The organism is Lactobacillus colini (genome assembly GCF_017874575.1).
Taxonomy (GTDB): Bacteria; Bacillota; Bacilli; order Lactobacillales; family Lactobacillaceae; genus Lactobacillus; species Lactobacillus colini.
Map to the genome: position 1 here is coordinate 73,926 of NZ_JAGGLU010000005.1, position 22,095 is coordinate 96,020.

The 22,095-nt window shown below is 35.1% G+C and carries 22 protein-coding genes and 1 riboswitch; of the genes, 21 read left to right on the forward strand and 1 reads right to left on the reverse strand.

The window, feature by feature from the left end; translation table 11 throughout:
* The first annotated feature begins 1 nt into the window (after nt 1).
* From J2Z60_RS05625 to J2Z60_RS05650, 6 genes are all read left to right on the forward strand, one after another.
* Nucleotides 2-1,927 (forward strand): acyltransferase family protein, encoded by a 1,926-nt coding sequence (locus J2Z60_RS05625; protein WP_209686705.1) that lies wholly within the window; start codon nt 2-4, stop codon nt 1,925-1,927.
* A gap of 12 nt (nt 1,928-1,939) precedes the next feature.
* Complete coding sequence (gene rnz / locus J2Z60_RS05630; RefSeq protein ID WP_209686706.1) at nt 1,940-2,869, forward strand: ribonuclease Z; 930 nt, start codon at nt 1,940-1,942, stop codon at nt 2,867-2,869.
* Nucleotides 2,870-2,872: 3 nt separating this feature from the next.
* The gene (locus tag J2Z60_RS05635; protein ID WP_209686707.1) at nt 2,873-3,667 is read left to right on the forward strand and encodes an SDR family NAD(P)-dependent oxidoreductase; all 795 of its coding nucleotides are present in this window, start codon (nt 2,873-2,875) and stop codon (nt 3,665-3,667) included.
* A gap of 14 nt (nt 3,668-3,681) precedes the next feature.
* Nucleotides 3,682-4,017 (forward strand): lipopolysaccharide assembly protein LapA domain-containing protein, encoded by a 336-nt coding sequence (locus tag J2Z60_RS05640; RefSeq protein ID WP_209686708.1) that lies wholly within the window; start codon nt 3,682-3,684, stop codon nt 4,015-4,017.
* A 110-nt stretch (nt 4,018-4,127) separates the two neighbouring features.
* Entirely contained in the window at nt 4,128-4,319 is a 192-nt protein-coding gene (rpmF, locus tag J2Z60_RS05645; protein ID WP_209686709.1) for a 50S ribosomal protein L32, read from the forward strand.
* A 53-nt stretch (nt 4,320-4,372) separates the two neighbouring features.
* Complete coding sequence (locus J2Z60_RS05650; protein WP_209686710.1) at nt 4,373-5,938, forward strand: bifunctional metallophosphatase/5'-nucleotidase; 1,566 nt, start codon at nt 4,373-4,375, stop codon at nt 5,936-5,938.
* Between the two features lie 51 nt (nt 5,939-5,989).
* Here the strand turns inward: J2Z60_RS05650 and J2Z60_RS05655 are convergent, their stop codons facing one another.
* Nucleotides 5,990-6,193: a YjzD family protein gene (locus J2Z60_RS05655; RefSeq protein ID WP_209686711.1), complete on the reverse strand. Its 204-nt coding sequence runs from the start codon at nt 6,191-6,193 to the stop codon at nt 5,990-5,992.
* Between the two features lie 101 nt (nt 6,194-6,294).
* Between J2Z60_RS05655 and dnaE the strand changes: the two genes are divergently transcribed.
* The 15 genes from dnaE (at nt 6,295) to J2Z60_RS05730 (ending at nt 22,088) form a co-directional block, all read left to right on the forward strand.
* Nucleotides 6,295-9,408 (forward strand): DNA polymerase III subunit alpha, encoded by a 3,114-nt coding sequence (gene dnaE / locus J2Z60_RS05660; protein WP_209686712.1) that lies wholly within the window; start codon nt 6,295-6,297, stop codon nt 9,406-9,408.
* 180 nt (nt 9,409-9,588) lie between these two features.
* Nucleotides 9,589-10,548 carry a 6-phosphofructokinase gene (gene pfkA, locus J2Z60_RS05665; protein WP_209686713.1) on the forward strand — a complete coding sequence of 320 codons (960 nt, stop codon included), beginning with the start codon at nt 9,589-9,591 and terminating at the stop codon, nt 10,546-10,548.
* 35 nt (nt 10,549-10,583) lie between these two features.
* The gene (gene pyk / locus J2Z60_RS05670; RefSeq protein WP_209686714.1) at nt 10,584-12,353 is read left to right on the forward strand and encodes a pyruvate kinase; all 1,770 of its coding nucleotides are present in this window, start codon (nt 10,584-10,586) and stop codon (nt 12,351-12,353) included.
* 137 nt (nt 12,354-12,490) lie between these two features.
* The gene (locus J2Z60_RS05675; RefSeq protein WP_209686715.1) at nt 12,491-13,366 is read left to right on the forward strand and encodes a CvfB family protein; all 876 of its coding nucleotides are present in this window, start codon (nt 12,491-12,493) and stop codon (nt 13,364-13,366) included.
* A gap of 7 nt (nt 13,367-13,373) precedes the next feature.
* A complete protein-coding gene (gene xerD, locus J2Z60_RS05680; protein ID WP_209686777.1) occupies nt 13,374-14,264 on the forward strand; it encodes a site-specific tyrosine recombinase XerD in 891 nt (296 codons plus the stop codon).
* Nucleotides 14,265-14,312: 48 nt separating this feature from the next.
* Nucleotides 14,313-14,645: a reductase gene (locus tag J2Z60_RS05685; RefSeq protein ID WP_425352223.1), complete on the forward strand. Its 333-nt coding sequence runs from the start codon at nt 14,313-14,315 to the stop codon at nt 14,643-14,645.
* On the forward strand, nt 14,642-15,382 hold the full coding sequence (locus tag J2Z60_RS05690) for a segregation and condensation protein A (protein WP_209686717.1): 741 nt from the start codon (nt 14,642-14,644) through the stop codon (nt 15,380-15,382). Before J2Z60_RS05685 ends, J2Z60_RS05690 begins: the two co-directional genes overlap by 4 nt.
* Nucleotides 15,372-15,950 (forward strand): SMC-Scp complex subunit ScpB, encoded by a 579-nt coding sequence (gene scpB, locus J2Z60_RS05695; RefSeq protein ID WP_209686718.1) that lies wholly within the window; start codon nt 15,372-15,374, stop codon nt 15,948-15,950. Before J2Z60_RS05690 ends, scpB begins: the two co-directional genes overlap by 11 nt.
* 11 nt (nt 15,951-15,961) lie before the next feature.
* Nucleotides 15,962-16,678, forward strand: a complete 717-nt coding sequence (locus J2Z60_RS05700; RefSeq protein WP_209686719.1) for a pseudouridine synthase — start codon at nt 15,962-15,964, stop codon at nt 16,676-16,678.
* Nucleotides 16,679-16,734: 56 nt separating this feature from the next.
* Complete coding sequence (locus tag J2Z60_RS05705) at nt 16,735-17,364, forward strand: LysM peptidoglycan-binding domain-containing protein (protein WP_209686720.1); 630 nt, start codon at nt 16,735-16,737, stop codon at nt 17,362-17,364.
* Nucleotides 17,365-17,429: 65 nt separating this feature from the next.
* A riboswitch (FMN riboswitch) is annotated at nt 17,430-17,544 on the forward strand.
* A 77-nt stretch (nt 17,545-17,621) separates the two neighbouring features.
* Entirely contained in the window at nt 17,622-18,215 is a 594-nt protein-coding gene (locus J2Z60_RS05710) for an ECF transporter S component (protein WP_209686721.1), read from the forward strand.
* A gap of 110 nt (nt 18,216-18,325) precedes the next feature.
* On the forward strand, nt 18,326-18,991 hold the full coding sequence (gene cmk, locus J2Z60_RS05715; RefSeq protein ID WP_209686778.1) for a (d)CMP kinase: 666 nt from the start codon (nt 18,326-18,328) through the stop codon (nt 18,989-18,991).
* 62 nt (nt 18,992-19,053) lie between these two features.
* Nucleotides 19,054-20,253, forward strand: a complete 1,200-nt coding sequence (gene rpsA, locus J2Z60_RS05720) for a 30S ribosomal protein S1 (RefSeq protein WP_209686722.1) — start codon at nt 19,054-19,056, stop codon at nt 20,251-20,253.
* A 65-nt stretch (nt 20,254-20,318) separates the two neighbouring features.
* Nucleotides 20,319-21,626: a ribosome biogenesis GTPase Der gene (gene der / locus J2Z60_RS05725; protein WP_209686723.1), complete on the forward strand. Its 1,308-nt coding sequence runs from the start codon at nt 20,319-20,321 to the stop codon at nt 21,624-21,626.
* Between the two features lie 186 nt (nt 21,627-21,812).
* Nucleotides 21,813-22,088, forward strand: a complete 276-nt coding sequence (locus J2Z60_RS05730) for an HU family DNA-binding protein (RefSeq protein ID WP_209686724.1) — start codon at nt 21,813-21,815, stop codon at nt 22,086-22,088.
* The last annotated feature ends 7 nt before the right edge of the window (nt 22,089-22,095 follow it).

Here is a 22,095-nt window from a genome sequence, read left to right on the forward strand (position 1 = left end):
TTTGAAAAAACATAATCGCTTTATTACAGGTTATGCTGGATTGAGAGCTCTAGCTGTAATAGGAGTTATTTTATACCACTTGGATCCAGATAGATTCGTGGGAGGCTATTTAGGAGTACCTATATTCCTTGTTTTATCGGGATATTTAGTCACTGATCATATGTTCCACTCTTATGAAGATAGGGGTGTATATGATGCGAAGAACTTTTATATTAGACGAATAAAAAAGCTATATCCCCAAATGATTACCTTGCTATGGCTATGTAGTGCGTATATCTTTTTATTCCAACAAAACTTATTAGTAAAATTAAATCAAATAGTTACAGCTAATATATTCAATGTTTTTAATATTTGGCAAATATTTAATGGGCAAAGTTATTTTGAACGTTTTGCTGCGAATGAATCACCATTTGTTCATCTTTGGACAATGTCAATTGAAGGGCAGTTTTATATAGTTTGGCCTTTAGTAATTTGGCTTTTGGTTAAATATGTTCCCAAAAAACAAACAAGATTGTGGATTTTAACTGCAGTAACCTTGTTTTCAGCTCTGGAGATGGCTGTCTTATTTAGACCGAATATTGACATAAATCGTATTTATTATGGTACCGATACAAGATTTTTCTCAATAGGTTTAGGAGCAATGCTGGCAGTTTTCTGGCCAACATGGAAGCTGAATAAAAATACTGGAAGGCATCATAGGGTTGTCTTGAATCTCATGGGTGCTGTTGTGCTGGTAGGAATGCTATGGATGGCATGTAATCCCATTCTTAATCCACAGCAGGCTTTCCCATACCAGGGTGGTATTTTTATTTTCTCTATTTTAACAACTATTTTGGTAGCAATTATTGCTCACCCTGCTTCAATTTGGAATAAGCTTTTAACTAATCCAATCTTTAATTGGATAGGATCAAGATCATATGGTATTTATCTATACCAATTTCCAATAATGATCTTTTTTGAAGATAAGGTTAAAGATATAGCGGACCATGTGGTTTTGTACCGGGTAATTGAGATTGTTCTAATTTTGATTGTTTCTGAATTAAGTTATCGTTTAATTGAGAAGCCATGGGGCAAAATGACCTGGTTCAAAATAAAGAATCATTTAAGTAAAGCATTTAATTGGCAGAAAAATTATCTTTTTCAAAAAGTTTCAACTGCTTTTGCAATTTTAGTCTTAGTTTTCGGGACGATGGGAATCGCTAAAGCTCCAACTGTCAAAGTAGAAAATCCCAACGACTCTCCCCTTGCTAAGCAAATTAAAAAGAATCGCGACGAACAACTAAAAGATAATAAAAAGCTTATTGAAAAAGCTAAGAAAAAGAATAAAAAGCCTGAGCCACCTAAAAATAAAATAATGGCCCAGGCTAAAATAAAAGCTAAGACTCATCCAGTAAACAAAAAGTTTCAAAAATATGGTATTAATCAAATACAATTGCAGTTGGCCCAACGTATTCCAGTTACAGCAATTGGAGATTCTGTTATGGCTGGTTCTAGTCAAAATCTGAAAAAGTTAATGCCAGAATCAATAATTGATGCAGCTGTATCACGCCAATTGATTCAAACATTGCCGATTTTTAAACAATATAAGGATCAAAATGCCTTAAATAAGAATGTCTTAGTGGGACTAGGTACCAATGGTCCATTCCAAGAAAGAGATTTAGATTATTTGATGAAGATTGTTGGCAAAAAGCGCAAAGTATTCTGGATTAATGTTTACGTTCCTACACGCGCATGGCAATCTACCGTGAATAATATGTTAAAAGCTGCTGAGAAGAAATATCCTAACTTTACTGTAATTGACTGGAACAAGTTGGCTGCAGCTCATCCGCAATGGTTTTATGGTGATCATACTCATCCAAATCCAGTTGGATCATTGTACTATAGTAGCTATATAACCAAAAAATTAGTAGAAAAAGGACTTTATTAGAAGTAGGTTTTCATGGAAATACAATTTTTGGGGACCGGAGCCGGTCAACCTTCAAAGAATCGCAATGTTTCATCTGTTGCGTTAAAATTATTAGATGAATTAAATCAAATCTGGCTGTTTGATGTCGGTGAAGCAACACAACACCAGATTTTGAATACTAATATTAGACCACGCAAGATTAGTAAAATATTTATTTCACATAATCATGGTGATCATATTTTTGGCTTACCTGGGCTACTTTCTTCACGATCATTTCAAGGGGATGGTGGACCGTTAACAATATATGGTCCAGCTGGAATTGATCAATTCGTTAAGACTTCTTTGCAGGTATCCAGAACTAAAGTTTCATATCCGATTAAATATATTATTTTAAAAGAGAATGGTCTAATTTATGAAGATGACAGTTTTCAAGTTTTTACAGCAAGATTAGATCATCGTATTCCTAGTTACGGTTTTAGGGTGGTAGAAAAGCCACGTCCAGGTGAATTAATGATGGACAAGCTTGCTAAATATAATGTTCCTAATGGTCCATTATTAGGAAAATTAAAGGCGGGTGAAACCATTACTTTATCAGATGGACAAGTTTTAGATGGGCATGATTTCTTGGGTAAGCCAAGACCTGGAAGAATTGTGACAATTATTTATGACACTAGACCTACACCAAGTATAGGTGAACTTGCTGAAGATGCTGATGTACTAATCCATGAATCTACTTTTAATGGTCAAGATGCTAAGATGGCACATCGCTATTTTCACTCAACTTGTGTTGATGCTGCTAAAGTTGCTACTAAGCACCATGTACACCAGCTGTTCCTGTCACATATATCAGCCCGCTATATTGGTCAAAGCGGACGTGAACTAGAAAAAGAAGCAAGACGCATTTTTAAAAATACTCGTCTTGCTAATGATTTAGATAGCTATAATATACCAATGAAGGGGTAAAAAATGAGTAATTCATTAAGAGATAAGGTCGTAATTATTACAGGTGCTTCTAGCGGTATTGGTCGTTCTATTACTTTAGAATGTGCTAGTCGTGGCGCTAGTGTTATTTTAATGGCCCGCAATCAGGAACGCTTAGAGGAAATAGCGGAAGAAGCGCGTAGGCTTTCAGGCAGCGAAGCTTTTATATTCCCAACTGATATGAGCAAAGCTGACCAAATTGAATCTACATTTACTGAAATTATAAAAAGTGTAAAGCATATTGACTTTTTAGTTAATGCTGCAGGGTTTGGTGTATTTGAAAACTTTATGGATATGAGTCCTAAAACTGTTACTGGAATGTTCCAAACTAATGTTTTAGGATTAATGTATTTTACCCGCTTAGTTGCTAGAGTAATGATTGATCAAAAGAATGGTCAAGTTATTAATTTTGGCTCTATCGCTGGTATTGTACCGACTACTAAGACTGCAGCATATAGTGCAACTAAGGCCGCAGTTATTCAATTTTCTAATGTGTTGCGGTTAGAACTTAAGCCGTTTGGTGTTAAAGTCATGACAGTTAACCCTGGACCTGTATATACTAATTTCTTTAATGTTGCAGATAAGAGCGGTAATTATGCATCTAATGTTCAGGAATTTATGTTAGATCCAGATGATGTTGCCTGGCAAGTAGTACACTTTTTTGACTCAAACCGTAGAGAATTGAATTTGCCAATTAGTTTGGCAGTTTTGGCAAAACTTTATCAAATTTTTCCTACTATTGGAGATTGGGCAAGTTTGAAGTTTGCTAGTAGAAAATAAGCGAGATTAAAGCAATGAAGAAGCAAAGAGGATTTGTTGGTGGCTTAATAATTGTTCTACTTTTAGTGATATTTGCCTGCTTGAATACTAAACAAGTTGCAATTAATTTTGGCTTTTTTCAACCTAAAATGCCATTGATTATTATTTTAATTATAATGATCTTATTAGGCGCAGTGATTACAATGCTATTAGGCAATAGTAAGGAAGTTAAGCAAAAGCAGCACCAACTAGATAATCAAAAAAATGAATTAAGTAAGAAATATGAATCTCAGCTTAAGAAAAAAGATCAAGAAATTGCACAGCTGAATCAGCAATTGAAAGATTTAAAATCTAAATCAATCTCAGAATAATACTTGATTTATCAAAGCTAAGATTGTATCATTGAAATACGTGAGTATTTAGTAACTTATTTTTAGATAAGTATGCAAGTCTCAATTCTATAAAAAAGGAGATCTAACTAATGGCAGTTCCTGCAAGAAAAACTTCTAAGCAAAAGAAACGTTCACGTCGTGGTCATATTAAGTTAACTACTCCAGCAATGCATTACGATGCAACTACTGGTGAATATCGTTTAAGCCACCGCGTTTCACCAAAGGGCTTTTACAAAGGCCGTCAAGTTGCTAACGAAGAAAAGCAACAAAACAACGATTAGTAAAAGGGCACCTGTTGGTGTCTTTTTTTATACATTTTTATTAAGGAAGAATCATGAAACTAATTATTTTACATTCTAGTGATACCCACGGCTTTTTAATGCCAACTGATTATCAAGATAAAAACGATTATAATGCTCCTATTTCCTTAAGTCGTGTAAGTAGCGTAGTTAAGAGTGAGAAGAAAAAGTATGGTAGCGATAACGTTTTAGTGACTGACAGTGGTGATTGTTTGCAAGGTTCACCATTAGCATCATTTACTCATGAGCTACCTGAACAAGAAGGGTTAAAGAAGTTCACTGAAGCATACAACGAAGTGGGCTATGATGCGCGAGCTCTGGGCAATCACGACTTTAATTATGGCTTGGATTATCTGAGTTATTACGTTGATAATAATTCTGCTCCCTTTGTAAATGACAATGTTCTTGATGCTCAAACTGATGTACCGTTTTTTGGTAAAGAATATGAAATTGTCGAAAAAGCTGGCTTAAAAATTGGTATTATGGGAATTACTACCCAATACATAACTCATTGGGAGTCGGAAGAGCATATAAGAGGTCTTAAATTTGTTTCCGGTTATGATGTTTTAAGTAAGCTAGCTAAAAAAATAAGACCCCAAGTTGATATACTAGTTGCTCTGTACCATGGCGGATTTGAAAGTGATCCTGAAAGTGGTGAAGCAACTGAGCCTCATACGGGTGAAAATGAAGGATACAAGATTTTAACTGAAATTCCTGAAATTGATGTATTCTTGACTGGTCATCAACACCGCCGTTTGAATTTGGTAGCCCATGACACAGCTATTGTACAGCCTGGTTATCGTGGTGAAAGTGTAGCAAAGGTTACTTTAGATGTTACTCGCGATCAAGATGGCAAAGCTCATATTAATGAGATGAAAACTGAGTTAATTGATACTAAAGATTATGATCCTGATCCAGCAATTGAAAAAATTGTTTATGATTTAGACAAAAAAACTCAAGCTTGGCTGGATAGACCAATTGCAAAATTATCAGAACCTGCACCAATTGAAGATGCGATGAAGGGTAGAATTGAAGGGGCCCCTTTTATTAATCTAATTCAGCAGATGCAATTGTGGTTCACTGGCGCTGATGTTTCAGCTACAGCGGTTATGTCTGATACGGCAAAAGGCTTTTCTAAAGATGTAACTATGCGCGAAGTTTTATTAAACTATCCATACGCTAACCAGCTTTGTCTGGTTAAGTTAACTGGTAAGGAGCTGAGAGAGATTATTGAGTATAGTGCATCTTTCTTAGAAAAGACGTCAGATGGCAAAATTAAGTTTGTCGATCGCTTATTAAAGCCTAAAAGAATGCTCTATCACTTTGATGTATTCTATCCTGTACACTATGAAGCAGATTTGTCTAAGCCAGCAGGTAGACGACTGACTAAATTAACACTAGATGGTGAGCCAATAGACGATAATAGAATATATCATTTAGCAGTTAATAATTATCGTGCTTTAGGTGGTGGTTTTTATCCCGCTTATAGTATGGATAAGATTGAAAAGACTTTTGATCAGGATTATGTACAGATGTTTAGTGAATACTTAACTTCTGAAGATGTTAAAGTTGATACGCAAAAAAATTATAAATTTTATTAATAAAAAAGGGAATTAGTCGAAGTGGACTAGTTCCCTTTTATAATATATAAGTTAGAGCATTTTACTGAATTTACTTGAATCTTTATGACTCTTAGCAGTGATGCCTGGAATAATGAAGGCGAAGAGTAAGCCGAATACAACACCTATAACTCCAGATTGGATTGGATCAAATTGCATGCTAGTCAAAGCAGAGGCAATAAATCCGATAATTTCACAATAAATAGTTGCCCAGAAAATGGTAACAATGTAGCGCATAATATTCCCTTCTTTCGCTAGTCATATTAGCAAAAAATAGAACTTGAAGCAAGAAAAAATAGCCCGCTCTGGTATACTTTAATTAATGAAAGGAAGATACTATGGTTGCAGGAATTCAAAATATTAGCAGTTTCTCTTTATTGCAAAGCCCAATTACATTAGAGAATCTGCTTGTGCAAGCTAAAGAGAGAGGATATAGTGCCGTTAGCTTAACTGATATTAATGTTACCTATGGTTTGGTTGATTTTTTTAAAAAAGCTAAGGATATCGGTATTAAACCATTATTAGGGATGCAAATTAATATCAACGGGTTAATAGATGAGAGTCGTCGCTATCATCTTATTATAATTGCTAAAGATAATATTGGTTACGGTAATTTACTTCGCTTATCAAGTGCAATTAATTTGTTAACAGATAATAATCAAAATGACCGTATCGTAAAACTTAAAGATTTAAAAAAGTATTTAGAACACTTAATTATAATAACGCCAGCTAATCAGCAAAGTGAATTACGGTATTTAGCAACCAATAATCCTAATCTGGGGAGTGATTATCTTAGAAAATTGAGAGATCTACTCTCAAATTCAAATAATTTATTTTTAGGAGTTTACGGACATAAAAGTCAGCAAAAATATATTAATTATGTTAGTTCTTTGAGCCAACAATTTAAACTGCCTTTAGTTGCAGCAGAGGATGTCCAATATTTAAATCCTGGTGATCAGTTCTTAAAAAGAACACTGGGAGCAATCGCAGAAAATACTCATTTACAAGATATTGAAGAATTAGCTAAGCAAGCAGGGTCGCATTATCTGCGGACAATTAGTCAATTGCAGAGTGAATATCGCGGTTTAGGGATTTTTGAAGCTTTAGAAAATACTAATAAAATTGCCCAAATGTGCAATGTAGAAATTGAGTTCCAAGATCCGCAGTTGCCTAAATTTAAGCCAAATAACTATCCTAGTTCAAAGGAATATCTTCATCATTTAGCCCAAGAAGGGTTAAAACGACGCTTTGCTGGTCCTATACCTCAGAATTATCAAAAACGTCTTGATTATGAATTAGGCGTCATTAATTACATGGGATTTGATGATTATTTTCTTATTGTTTGGGATGTAATTAATTTTGCTCATAGTGTGGAAATCACCACTGGGCCTGGTAGAGGATCTGCTGCGGGTTCACTTGTGTCCTATGCATTAAGGATCACTGAAGTAGATCCAATTAAATATAATTTACTTTTTGAAAGATTTTTGAATCCTGCTCGTCAGCAGATGCCTGATATTGACTTGGATATTCCTGATAATCGCCGTGATGAAGTTATTCAATATATGTTTAACAAGTATGGTATGAATCATGCTGCGCAAATTCTTACCTTTGGTACGCTTTCTGCTAAGCAAGTTATTCGTGACGTAGCAAGGATCTTCGGCTTAAATAAATTTGAAGTTAGTCGCTGGACACGAGCTTTGCCTCTTTCTAAGACTAAATTATCTTTAAGTGAAGCATATAAAGAATCAAACGATTTGCGCTTTTTAGTTGAGTCTAGTTCTTTTAATAGCTTACTTTTTAAGACAGCTCAAGGTCTAGAGGATTTACCAAGACATTATTCTATTCATGCAGCGGGTCTGGTTATTACGGACGATTCACTTGCTAAGATAGTTGGCTTGCAAGCAGGTCCTTTGGGTATTCCTGTGACGCAGCAGACTAAGAAGAATGTTGAAGGATTAGGATTACTTAAAATTGATTTTTTAGGATTAAGAAATTTAACAATTCTTGGGGATGCATTAGAGTTACTCAAGGATGAAAAAATTATACTAGATCCTAATAAAATTCCACTTGATGATAAATTGACTTTGGAATTATTTCAAAAAGGGAATACAGATGCTGTTTTTCAATTTGAATCTAGTGGTATTAAACGTGTTTTAAGAAACTTGCATCCAGATAAATTTGAAGATATTGTAGCGGTAAATGCTTTATATCGCCCAGGTCCTATTCAAAATATTGACCATTTTATTGCTAGAAAGTTAGGCAAAGAAAAAGTAACTTATCCAGATCCGAGCTTAAAAGAAATCTTGCGCCCAACGTATGGCATCTTAGTTTATCAGGAACAAGTAATGCAGACAGCTCAGGTTCTAGCAGGATTTAGTTTAGGCGAAGCCGATTTACTTAGACGCGCAATGTCTAAGAAAGATATGCAGGTTATTCAAAAAGAAAAGAATAAGTTCATCAATGGAGCTATCAAGTTAGGACATCCTAGGTCAACAGCTGAAAAAGTCTATAATTATATCGTCCAATTTGCCAACTATGGCTTCAATCGCTCTCATGCAGTAGCTTATAGTGAGATAGCATTTTGGCTGGCATACCTAAAAGTCCATTATCCTGCTGCCTTTTATACAGCCTTATTGAATAGTAATTTAGCTAATCGCAATAAAGTTAATGATTACTTGACTTTAGCTCAAGAAGCAGGAATCAATGTTTTACCTCCATCAATTAACGAGAGTAATAAAAATTTTAGTTTAAAGAATAATAAAATATTAGTAGGTCTAAAAGCAATCAAAGGTTTGCGTAATGATTTTATTGATGCAATAACAGCTAAAAAGAAAACATACAAATCATTAAAAGAATTTTTATTAGATATTGATAGCAAATATTTAAATACAGATGCAATTATGAATTTAATTAAGGCCGGAGCCTTTGACGGTTTAGGTCAAAATCGGCAAGAGTTAATTGATAATGCTCCTGATTTAATTGCTACTGTAAAAATGTCTGGTCATAATCAAACCTTATTTGAAACACTAGAACCTAATCAAGAGGTAACACCTGAGCCGACCAGTAATCAGAAATCTCAATGGGAAACTGAAGTGATGGGCTTTTCTACTACAGCTAATCCTTTGATAGCTGTTCAAAAGTATGCTAAGCGCTTCAATGCTAAAAAGTTAAATGAGTTTAGTTTCAATGAAAACGGTATTGGAGTAGGTAAATTAATTAAGCTGAGAAAAATTACTACCAAAAAAGGCGATGAAATGGCATTTGCTGTTTTTGGCGATAGCACTAGCCAGCATGAGTTTACTATTTTCCCTAGTCGATATGAAACTATGAAAGATAATTTGAAAATTGGTAATATTTATTTGTTGCAAATTCATACCCAAGCAGATAGATATGACACAACTAGATTGCAATATTTATTGAATAATATTCGTAAAGTAGATTTTAAAGAATAATTTAAAAAAAATTTTTTAATTAAAGAAATCACAATCTAACGCGATTGGAAGCGAAATCAATTTCAAAAAAGTTGAATTAGTAGAAAAAATTAGGCTTTTTAGACAAGACATAGCTTGTAAAAAATGTTACTATTAAAGCGATGTGAGTATTGAACTCAGAAAAATCGCAGAGGTGAATTCATGAAACGGATTGGTATTTTAACTAGTGGTGGAGATGCCCCAGGCATGAACGCTGCTATCAGAGCTGTTACCCGTACAGCTTTGGCAAATAATATTGAAGTTTTCGGAATTCATTATGGTTTTGCTGGTCTTGTGGCTGGTGATATTTTCCAAATGACTTCTGAAACTGTTGCGGATAAGATTAACCGTGGCGGTACGTTTCTTTACTCAGCTCGTTTCCCAGAGTTTGCGCAAGAAGAAACTCAACTTAAAGGAATCGAACAGTTAAAGAAACACGGTATTGACGCTTTAGTTGTTATTGGTGGCGACGGTTCTTACCATGGAGCATTAAGATTGACTGAACATGGCTATAATGCTATTGGTCTTCCAGGTTCTATTGATAACGATATTCCGTATACTGATTACACTATTGGTTTTGATACTGCATGTAATACCGCAATGGATGCTATTGACAAGATTCGTGATACTGCAACTAGTCACCAACGTGTCTTTATTGTAAATGTCATGGGTCGTGGATGTGGCGATATTGCACTTCATGTTGGTGTTGCAACTGGTGCAGATGCTATCGTTATTCCTGAAGAGAAATACGATATTAAAGCAATTGCTGAAACTTTAAAGCAAGGTTTTGCTAATGGTAAGAAGCATGGTCTTGTTGTTTTAGCTGAAGGTGTAACAGATGCTGAAACCTTTAGAAAAGAACTTTTGGAATATGGTGACTTTGATGCTCGTGCAAATGTCTTAGGACATATGCAACGTGGTGGTAGTCCAACTGTTCGTGATCGTGTATTGGCAAGCAAGATGGGTGCATATGCTGTTGAATTGTTGCTTGAAGGAAAAGGCGGCTTAGCTGTTGGTATCCAAAATAATAAGCTTGAAGCACATGACATGCTTGACTTGTTCGATGCTAAGCACCAAGGTGATTACTCGTTATACTCATTAAACAAAGACTTCGCCAAGTAGTTTTTGATTTTTAGATTTATAGGAGATTTTTTCAGATGAAGAAAACTAAAATTGTTAGTACTTTAGGGCCAGCTTCAAATAATATTGAAACTATTACTAAATTAGCAGAAGCTGGTGCAAACGTATTCCGCTTCAACTTCTCACATGGTGATCATGAAGAACACCGTTCACGTATGAATATGGTTCGTGAAGTTGAAAAGAATCTTGATAGACCACTTGGTATTGCTCTTGATACTAAGGGTGCAGAAATCAGAACTACTGCTCAAGAAGGCGGCAAGTTCACTATTAACACTGGTGATACTATCCGTATTTCAATGGACGACACTAAGGAAGGTAACAAAGATAAGATCTACGTAACTTACGAAGGCTTATACGGCGATACTCATGTTGGTGGTCACGTATTAATTGATGATGGTTTAGTTGACCTCTTAATTAAGGAAAAAGACGAAGAACACAAGGAACTTGTTTGTGAAGCTCAAAACACTGGTGTAATTGGTTCTAAGAAGGGTGTTAACGCACCTGGCGTTGAAATTCGCCTTCCAGGTATCACTGAAAAGGATACTAATGACATTAAGTTTGGTTTAAAGGAAGGTATCAACTTTATCTTTGCTTCATTTGCACGTAAGGCTCAAGATATTTTAGACATTCGTGAATTATGTGAAGAAGCAGGTGCTGATTACGTTAAGATCTTCCCTAAGATTGAATCACAAGAAGGTATTGACAATGCTGATGAAATCTTACAAGTTTCTGACGGTTTAATGGTTGCTCGTGGTGACATGGGTGTTGAAATTCCATTTATGGAAGTTCCATTTGTACAAAAGACCTTGATTAACAAGGCAAATGCACTTGGTAAGCCAGTTATTACTGCTACTCAAATGCTTGACTCAATGCAAGAAAACCCACGTCCTACTCGTGCAGAAGTATCTGACGTTGCTAACGCAGTTCTTGACGGTACTGATGCAACTATGCTTTCTGGTGAATCTGCAAATGGTCTTTACCCAGTTAACGCTGTTAAGGCAATGGCTGAAATTGATGAACGTACTGAAAAGCAAATGTTCTCACGTAATACTTTGGCACTTCAAAGATTTGAAGAATACCAAGGCTCTAATGTTACTGAAGCTATTGGAGAATCAGTTGTTAGAACTGCAGAAGAATTAGGTGTTAAGACTATTATTACTGCAACTGAATCTGGTTACACTGCACGTATGATTTCTAAATATCGTCCAAATGCAGACATCGTTGCTATGACATTCGATGAAAAGATTCAACACTCATTAACTGTTGTTTGGGGTGTAACTCCAGTCTTAGCAGAAAAGCCAACTTCAACTGACGACATGTTTGAAAAAGCTGCCGAAGTTGCTAAAGAAGAAGGTCTTGTAAAAGACGGTGACTTAGTAATCATTGTTGCCGGTGCTCCTTTAGGTGAAACTGGTACTACTAACTTAATGAAGTTACAATTAATCGGTACTCAACTTGTAAAAGGTTTAGGTGTTGGTGATCAATCGGTTATTGGTAACGCCGTAGTTGCTTCATCTGCTGAAGAAGCAAATGAAAAGATGCAAGATGGTGATATCTTAGTTGCCAAGACTACTGATAAGGATTACTTACCAGCTATTAAGAAGGCTTCAGGTATGGTAGTTGAAGCTTCTGGCTTGACTAGTCATGCAGCAGTTGTAGGTCTTTCACTTGGTATCCCAGTTGTAGTTGGTGCTACTAGTGCAACTTCAAAGATTAAGAATGGTTCTAAGATTACTGTTGATGCTCGTCGTGGTGCTATTTACCAAGGTGAAGCAACTAATCTTTAATCATTAATTAGTTAAATAAATAAATTTATGTAAAATAGTCAGTCGTTAGGACTGGCTATTTTATTTTTCACTTTTTTAATTTATACTAATTAATGATTAGATAATTTACGTAAATCAACTAGAATAGGGGACTTTAAATGCTGGGAGAAATTACTAAAGGTACAGTCACTGATGAAAATTCGCAATCTTATTATGTCCAAGTGACTGGGGTTACTTTTGAATTGAAAAAAATCGAAGTAACACAGGATGATCCAATTGAGTTAGGGAGTATAGTTCAAGGCTTTATTTATGAAAATAAAGATAGAAAAAAAGAAATGACTCAATTTTATCCTTTTGCTCAAAAAGATCAATATGGTTGGGGTACTGTTACCGAAGTACGTCGAGACTTGGGTGTCTTTGTAGATATTGGCTTAAATGATAAGGATGTAGTGGTTTCTTTAGATGATCTACCAGAAGATAAAAATCAGTGGCCTAAGAGAGATGATCGACTGCTTGTGCGACTTGAAACAGATGAAAAAGATCGTATCTGGGCAAAGATGGCGGGTGAAGACGTTTTTGAACAGTTAGCCGCTAACTTTCCAAATAATTTAAAGAATAAAAATTTGGTAGGAACGGTTTATAATAATTACGAGGTTGGTTCATTTGTGTTAACTGATCAATATTACTTAGCCTTTGTTCATAAGTCACAGATGTATCGTCCACTTAGATTAGGTGAAAAGATTAAAGCACGTGTAATTGGTGTTAGCCAATATGGACGCTTGAATTTAAGTGTATTACCACGTAGTTTTGAAGAGATTGATGACGATGCCCAAATGATTTTAATGAGTTTAAGACGTGAACATACACATACTTTGCCATTTTATGACAAAAGTGATGCGATGGATATTAAGGATCACTTTGGTATTTCTAAGTCGGCCTTTAAGCGGGCCATCGGGCGTTTATTAAAAGAGACTTTAATTACTGAAGATAAAAATGCAGGTACTATTTCATTAATAGAAGAAGATAATGAATAAAGTAGAAATGAAGGATAGTTTAGAAGACTATCTTAGATATGCTCAAGTTGAACGAGGATTGAGCAAGAATACAATTAGCTCGTATAGGCAAGATTTAATTGAATATCTAGCTTTTTTAGAAGAAGATAATCAAACCACTTGGGAAGTTGATGCTTATGTAATTGATAGCTTTTTGGCTAAGCAGCGAGATTTGGCTAAGGCTACTGCTTCAATTACGCGGATGATTTCTAGTTTGAGAAGATTTTATAAGTGGCTGTTGCGTAGTGATATTATTATGCGTGACCCCATGATTAAAATTGACTCACCAAAAAAGGAAAGACGATTGCCAGTTGCGCTGAGTCATAAAGAAATAGATGAGTTACTTGCTGCACCTAATATTTCTCAGCCTTTAGGTCTGCGTGATCGAGCAATTTTAGAAACCTTATATGCGACTGGAATGCGAGTTAGCGAATTAATTACACTTAAAGAAAGTAATCTACATGAAGAATTAAATTTAATCCGTGTTATAGGAAAAGGATCTAAGGAACGATTGGTTCCAATTACTGATGTAGCACTTTCTTGGATTGAAAAATATCAAAAAGATGTGCGTGATAGTCAGATTTTAAATAAAGGTAAATATACAGATTTTATTTTTTTGAATGCTCATGCTCATCCCTTGACTAGGCAGTCTATCTGGCAATTGATAAAAAAGTACTGCCAACAAGTTAATATTACTAAAAATGTTACTCCTCATACTTTAAGACATACGTTTGCTACACACTTATTAGAAAATGGTGCTGATTTACGAGTAGTGCAAGAAATATTAGGACATAGTGATATTAGCACAACGCAAATTTACACAAATTTGACACAAAAACATATTTTGGAGGTATATAAGCAAGCGCATCCTCGCACTTAGCTAAAAGTTATGTTAAGTAAGTATAAAAAAGATTATGAAAAAACTGTAATGGGGTACTTGTCGTATCTAGATGACTTTAAAAATCTTGAAAACTTAAAGGAAGAAATGCAGTTGTATACCAATACGGAAGATGAAAATGATCAATTCGAAGTATTGCTGTTCAGTGGTAAGGACCAAGATATTAGAGGCATAGTTGGTGTGCAAATAGTTCCAAACTGCATAGTTATTAGATATTTATCACTAGATCCTAGCTATCGTAATAATCAAACTAGAGAAGTAGTAATGCAGGAATTAAAGCAATACTACCCTAAACAAGAAATTACAACTTTACCAGATTATACATATTTATTACCCTTTTTGAGAGATGAGGATAGTAAATGAAAGAACAAAACGATTTAACTCTAACCTTACCTAATTTTTCTGGTCCTTTGGACTTGCTCTTGCATTTAATTCAATCGCAGGCAATTGATATATATGATATACCGATTGCTAAGATTACCGGGCAATATCTTGAATACTTAGCTAAATGGCAAAAATTAGATTTACAAATAGCAGGAGAATATTTTGTGATGGCTTCAACTCTACTTAGAATCAAGTCACAATACTTGCTGCCAAAGAATGATTTTATAGAGCCTGAAGACCAACCTGATGATCCTAGAGAAGAATTAGTAGAGCAATTGGTGCAGTATTCTATTTTCAAAAAAATATCAGAGTATTTAAAGCAACGAAATGAAGAAGTTCCGTTAACTGTTTCTAAAGAACCTTCAGTTTCCAACGAAAATGAGATTCAACCATTACCTCTAGGAAAAATAAGCAGTCAGCAACTAGTGGATGCCTTTAATATGGTTATTCATCGCTATAAATTAAGAAATCCCAATGCTGGCGAAATTAAAGTGGAAGAAGCTTCAATTGAAGACATGACGCGTGATTTAACTAAAAGACTTGCTCAAAATAAGAGACTCAGTTTCTTTAAATATGTAAAGACATTGCATAATGTGGATGAAGCTCTTAGCTTATTTTTGGCAATTTTAGAATTATGTCGCCATCAAAAGTTAAAGATTATTCAACGCAAAAATTTTAGTGATTTAATTTTAGAAGGGACCGCAGATGGCAACTAAAGAGGCACAGCTAGAAGCATTGCTCTATGCTGCTGGTGATAACGGCATGGCTCAGGATGTCTTGAGTGGAGTCTTAGAAGTAGATACTAATGAATTAACTGAAATAGTTAATAAACTTAAAAATAAACTAGAAGAAGATAGCTACAGCGGTTTAAAATTAGTAACAATTAATCAAACATATAAATTAATTACTAGCCCTGAATGTAGTGATGTTATTAGTGAATTTTTTCAAAAAGATTTGTCTAAACATTTGAGTCAATCAGCTTTAGAAATTTTAGCAATAGTGGCATATCGGCAACCAATTACACGTGTTGAAATTGATGAATTACGTGGTGTTAACTCATCGGCTGCTTTGCAAACTCTTATTTGGCGAGGATTAATAAAAATCAATGGAAAAAAAGATGTTCCTGGCCGACCTAATTTATATGAAACGACTGATTATTTTTTGCAATATTTTAATTATTCTAGTTTAGCTGATATGCCTGTTATTGAAGATTTTGAAAATGATAATAGTGGTCCGATAGATTTGTTTGAAAGCAAAGGCCAAACGGATCAAGATTTAAAATAGAAGGAGAAATTATGGCAGAACGTTTACAAAAAGTTATTGCTCAAGCCGGCGTGGCATCAAGGCGTAAAGCAGAAAAAATGATTGTTGCTGGACAGGTTAAGGTCAACGGCAAAAAGGTTACCAAATTAGGAACAAAGGTTGAATTAAAAGATAAAATAGAAGTTAACGGTGTTCCTATTGAAAGTGAGAGTCTGCATACATACTTATTTTATAAGCCACGTGGTGTGATTTCTTCAGCTAATGATGATAAAGGCAGAAAGACTGTTGTCGATTACTTTGATGAAGTACCATATCGTCTGTACCCGGTTGGACGCCTGGATTATGATACGTCAGGTTTGCTTTTAATGACTAACGATGGAGAATTAGCAAATAAGCTGATGCATCCTAGAAATGAAGTCCCTAAAGTTTATGTAGCTAAGATTAAGGGAACATTGAAGCCAGAAGAAATTCACGCCTTAACTCATGGTGTAAAAATTGATGGTAAAAAAACAGCTCCAGCCAAATTAAAAATTTTACGTACTGATGATAAAAAGAATTTCCAGATTATACAGTTAACTATTCATGAAGGTCACTATCACCAAGTAAAGAGAATGCTTCAAGCTGTTGATCACTTGGTTGATAAGCTTGCTCGAGAAAAGTATGCATTTTTGAATTTAAAATCACTTACTTCAGGTGAATATCGTGAACTTAGTAGTGAAGAGGTTTACAAATTAAAACACCTTAATTAAAATTGAATTATATTGATGACCTACAATAGTTAAAGTAGGTCAGGGAGGTAAAAAAGATGGGTAAAGAGCCTCAAGACAAGGGTCCATATAAGCATTATGAGAGGCCAACGACTTCTCGCACCCAAATGCATACTCGCAAGGAACGTCAAGCTAAAAAGGGACATCCACAAATTTGGGCAGGGATTATTATTGTTGCGATTATTCTGATTGCGGCAGTTCCAATCATCGGAGCTAAAATGCACAGTAATCAAAGTCACAATATTGCTGAAAAGAGTGTTCAAACTTCTAAAACAAGTAAAAGTAGCCACAAAAAGAAGGAATCTTCTAAAAAGAAGTCCCTTAAAAAGAATAAAAAAGCTGTTGTTAAAAAACGGTCTATAAATACGTCTCAATCAGCTTCTACATCTGAAACTATTACCACTCAGCAATCAGCAAGCGATAACCAGATCCAAAGTAGTAATAATACTAGTTCAAAGTCATCAAACGAATCTCATTTTAAAGCTGATAGTAATGGTAACTATACAATTCAGTCAGGTGATACTCTTTCTGAAATTGCAAGGGCTAATAACACTACTGTTGATGATTTAATGAAGATTAATGGGATCTCCAAGCAAGATAATGTTGTTGCTGGTCAGACCATTAGAGTAACGGGGACAAATAGCGATAATAATAGTAGCGAAAACTAGTCAGAAGACTAGTTTTTTGTCTATAGATAGTGTATTATATACTTGTAAAAAGTAATAAAAAAGTACGTTGTCTTCAGGGCATGGTGAGATTCCAGACCGGCGGTTATAGTCCGCGAGCCTTTGGGTAGAATCAGTGTAATTCTGATACCGATAGTATAGTCTAGATGGAAGAAGACAGACTGATATATTGAATACCATTCATAAGAGGTCTGTTGCTGAAGCAACGGACCTCTATTTCTTTGTTGGGAGGATTAAAAATGCAAAGAAAAGAAAGTATTAATGGTTATAAATTATCATATTGGCTTAGTTGGGCCATGTTAGGGGCACTATCATTTTTAATTATGAAAATTGAAATTCCGGTAATGCCAGGATTTGACTATCTGAAAATTGATTTATCTGATAGTTTAGTTGCTTTAAGTACATTAGTTTTTGGGCCATTTGGCGGTAGTATGATAGCTGTCATTAAGACCTTGTGTAATCTTGCACTCTCGGGCTTTAATCCAATTTCCGCAGTTGGTAATGTTGCAGCTTTGTTAGCATCTCTTGCATATATTTTGCCTTTCTATTACATTAGTAAAAAGCATTCACAAAAAGTTGTTTATCAAATTGGTGGCTTAGTAGTAGGGACAATTTGCTTAACAATTGTAATGTCTTTAGCTAATTACTTTGTCTTGATGCCTATGTACATTACTATGATGGGATTTAAGCTTAATTCGACACTGTTAATGTATATTTTAACTGTTATTGTTCCATTTAACTTAATCAAGGGTGTAATTAACAGTGTAATTGTTGTGCTTTTAGCTAAGACTTGTTTACCAACCATAGATAGGTTTGTTAAAAAACACTTCTAATTTTGCAATTGCTTATTTGTTTGGACAGGATTATTTAAATAACCCTGTCTTTTATTTTTTTATATGTTAAAATTTTTAGTTAGAAACAAAGAAAGGATCTATTGTATTTAATGCAAGTAGCTATTGACGGACCAGCGTCAGCTGGGAAAAGCACAGTTGCCAAAATTGTTGCTAAAAATTTATCTTTTATTTACATTGACACAGGTGCAATGTATAGAACATGTACTTTAATAGCACGTGATAATCAGGTTGATTATGGTGATGAAGCGGAGATTTTAAAGTTAATTGATCAAAGTACAATTAGCTTTAAGAATAAGGCTGGAGAACAGAAAGTTTACTTAAATGATAAGGATGTATCTCTTGCAATTCGTACACCAGAAATTACGGAAAACGTTTCTCAAGTATCTGCTTTAGCAGGAGTTCGTCAAAAGATGGTTGAACTTCAGCGAGAAATGGCAGGAAAGAATAATGTTATCATGGATGGTCGTGATATTGGAACAACCGTTTTACCTAATGCGGATGTAAAAATCTTTTTAATTGCTAGTGTAGAATCTAGAGCTAAACGACGGTTTTTAGATTTTCAAGAAAAAGGTATTCATCAAGATCTTAAAGATATTGAGCACGATATTGAAGTTAGAGATTATAAAGATTCTCATCGTGAAATTTCACCTCTAAAAAAGGCTGCTGATGCGATTGAATTAGATACAACGAATATGTCAATTGATGAAGTTGTAGCCAAAATTACAAATTTAATTGAAAAAAATCAAAAAAATTAGTCAAAACAGTAGAAAAAATTTATTATTTACTTTAAAATGGAATTTGATATTGGGAGGTACTTATGTCAGATAATAGTAATCAATTCTTAGATGCTTTAAAAGAAATGCAAGGAGTCGAAGTTGGTAACATCGTAGACGTTGAAGCCTTAGATGTTGAAGACGACCAAATTGCTGTTGGTGTAGAGAACGCAGGTGTTGAAGGTGTCATCACTAAGCGCGAGTTTACTGCAGATCGTAATGCAAATTTACGCGATTTAGTAAAACCAGGTGACAAGTTCAAGGCTTTAGTTCTTAGAAGAGCTGGTGGCGATAAGGAAAACGGTGAATTCTTCTTCTCCGTAACTCGTTTAAAGGAAAGAGAAGCTTACAAAGAATTAGAAAAAGTCTTTGAAGAAGGTAAGACTGTTGAGGGTACTGTAACTGGTGCCGTACGTGGTGGTTTATTAGTTGATGTTGGTACAAGAGGATTCTTGCCAGCTTCACTTATTTCTAACCGTTACGTATCAGACTTGAAGCCATACATTGGCAAGAAGATGAACTTGAAGATCACTGAAATTGATCCTAACAAGAATCGCTTGATCCTTTCTAGAAAAGATTTAATTGAGCAAGAACGTGAAGAAGCATTTGAAAACGTTGCTAACCAATTAGTTGTTGGTGATACTGTTGAAGGTAGAGTATCACGCTTAACTGGCTTTGGTGCATTTGTTGATGTTGGTGGTGTAGACGGTTTAGTTCACATCTCTGAAATTTCTTATGATCACATTGATAAGCCTAGCGACGTTTTGAAGGCTGGTCAAGATGTTAAAGTTAAGGTTATTGGTATTGATAACGATAAACACCGCATCTCCCTTTCAATTAAACAAACTTTGCCATCTCCATTTGAAGAAGCAACTTCTAGCTTAAACGAAGGTGACGTTATTGAAGGCGAAGTTAAGACTTTGACTTCATTTGGTGCATTTGTTGAAGTTGCTGATGGTATTCAAGGCTTAGTTCACGTTTCTGAAATTTCTAATAAACACGTTGATAAGCCTAGTGATGTTTTAAAGGTTGGTCAAACTGTTAAAGTTAAGGTTTTAAACATCGACCCAGACGACAGAAGAATTTCTTTATCAATTAAGCAAGCTGATCCAAACGCTAAGAGCGAAGACCGTCCACGTCGTCGTCGCCAAGATTCAGTTACTGCAAAGTACATGAGCGACAATAGTGATAACGGTTTTGCATTAGGTGATATCATCGGTGATCAACTTAAAGACAACGATTAATTTCATTTAATTAAAAAAGCTGGCTAGTGCCAGCTTTTTTTTATCAATAGAAAGGAGATTTAGTTATGTCATTACCAGTCGTAGCAATTGTAGGTAGACCAAATGTTGGTAAGTCTACTTTATTTAATAGAATTATTAATTCTCGTGTCGCTATTGTTGAAGATGAGGCTGGAGTAACCAGAGATAGAATTTATTCTCGTGCAGAATGGATGGGACATGAATTTATATTAATTGATACTGGTGGTATTACGCTTGACGAAGGAGAAATAGAAGAGCAAATTAAGGCCCAAGCAGAGATAGCGATTGATGAAGCTGATGTAATTGTAATGTTAGGCGATGTGACAAATCATTTAACCAACATGGATGAGACTATCGCTAAAATGTTATATCGTACTAAAAAGCCTGTTATTTTGGCTGTTAACAAGGCTGATAATCCGGAACAAAGAAATGACATTTATGACTTCTATAGCTTAGGTTTTGGTGATCCAATTCCTGTTTCTGGTGGTCATGGTACAGGTATCGGTGACTTACTTGATGCTGTTGTAGACAAGTTTGGCGATAAAGCCAATCAACATGAAGATGATTCAATCCGCTTTAGTGTCATTGGCAGACCAAATGTAGGAAAATCATCGCTTGTAAATGCTATTTTAGGTGAACAGCGTGTAATTGTGTCTAATATTGAAGGTACAACTCGAGATGCGATAGACACACGCTTTGAACATGACGGTGATAAGTATACTATCGTTGATACTGCTGGTATCAGGCGTCGAGGAAAAGTATACGAAAAGACTGAAAAATATTCAGTTATGCGGGCAATGAGTGCAATTGAAAATAGTGACATCACCTTGTTAGTATTGGATGCAAGTACGGGTATTAGGGAACAAGATAAACACGTTGCTGGCTATGCCCATGATGCAGGTCGTGGTGTAATCATTGTGGTTAACAAATGGGATTTACCAGAAAAATCCAGTACCACAATGAAAGACTTTACTAACATTATTAGACAAGAATTTCAGTATTTAGATTATGCTCCAATTATCTTTGTTTCAGCCAAAACAGGACAAAGAGTAACCCAAATCTTAAGCTTAGTCAAAGAAGTTCATGAAAACCAAAACCGACGTATCCAATCTAGTGTTCTTAACGATTTATTGTTAGAAGCTACTAGAATTACCCCAACTCCGTTAGTAAATGGTAAGAGATTAAGAATTTATTATATGACTCAAGTGGCAGTTAATCCACCATCATTTGTTGTTTTTGTTAATGAGCCGGAGCTACTGCATTTTTCATATCAGCGTTTTTTAATTAATCAATTAAGACAAAACTTTGACTTCGTTGGAACACCGATAAAAGTTATGGCACGTAAGCGTAAATAACAGATGAACTTAATTTTACTTAAAAAATTAAGATATTAAGCAAAAAAAGCTTGTCGCATCAGTATTTGTGTGCTAACTTTAAATGCAGGGACTAATGATTGGTAGTCATCATTCTTCCTTTTCTGTTTTTACAGAAGTAAGTTTTGAACTTTATCTTAAAAAGTTCAAATCAGGAGGTGAACTAGAATGGCAAATAAAGCTGAATTAGTTTCAGAAGTTGCTTCAAAGACTGACTTAACTAAGAAAGATGCAGCAGCTGCTGTAGATGCAATTTTTAATTCTATTCAAGAGAATCTTGCTAAGGGCGAAAAGGTTCAATTGATCGGCTTCGGTACTTTTGAAGTACGTAACCGTGCAGCTCGTAAGGGTCGTAACCCACAAACTGGTGTTGAAATCCAAATTCCAGCATCTAAGGTACCTGCATTTAAGCCAGGTAAGGCTCTTAAGGATGCAGTTAAGTAATTGAAAT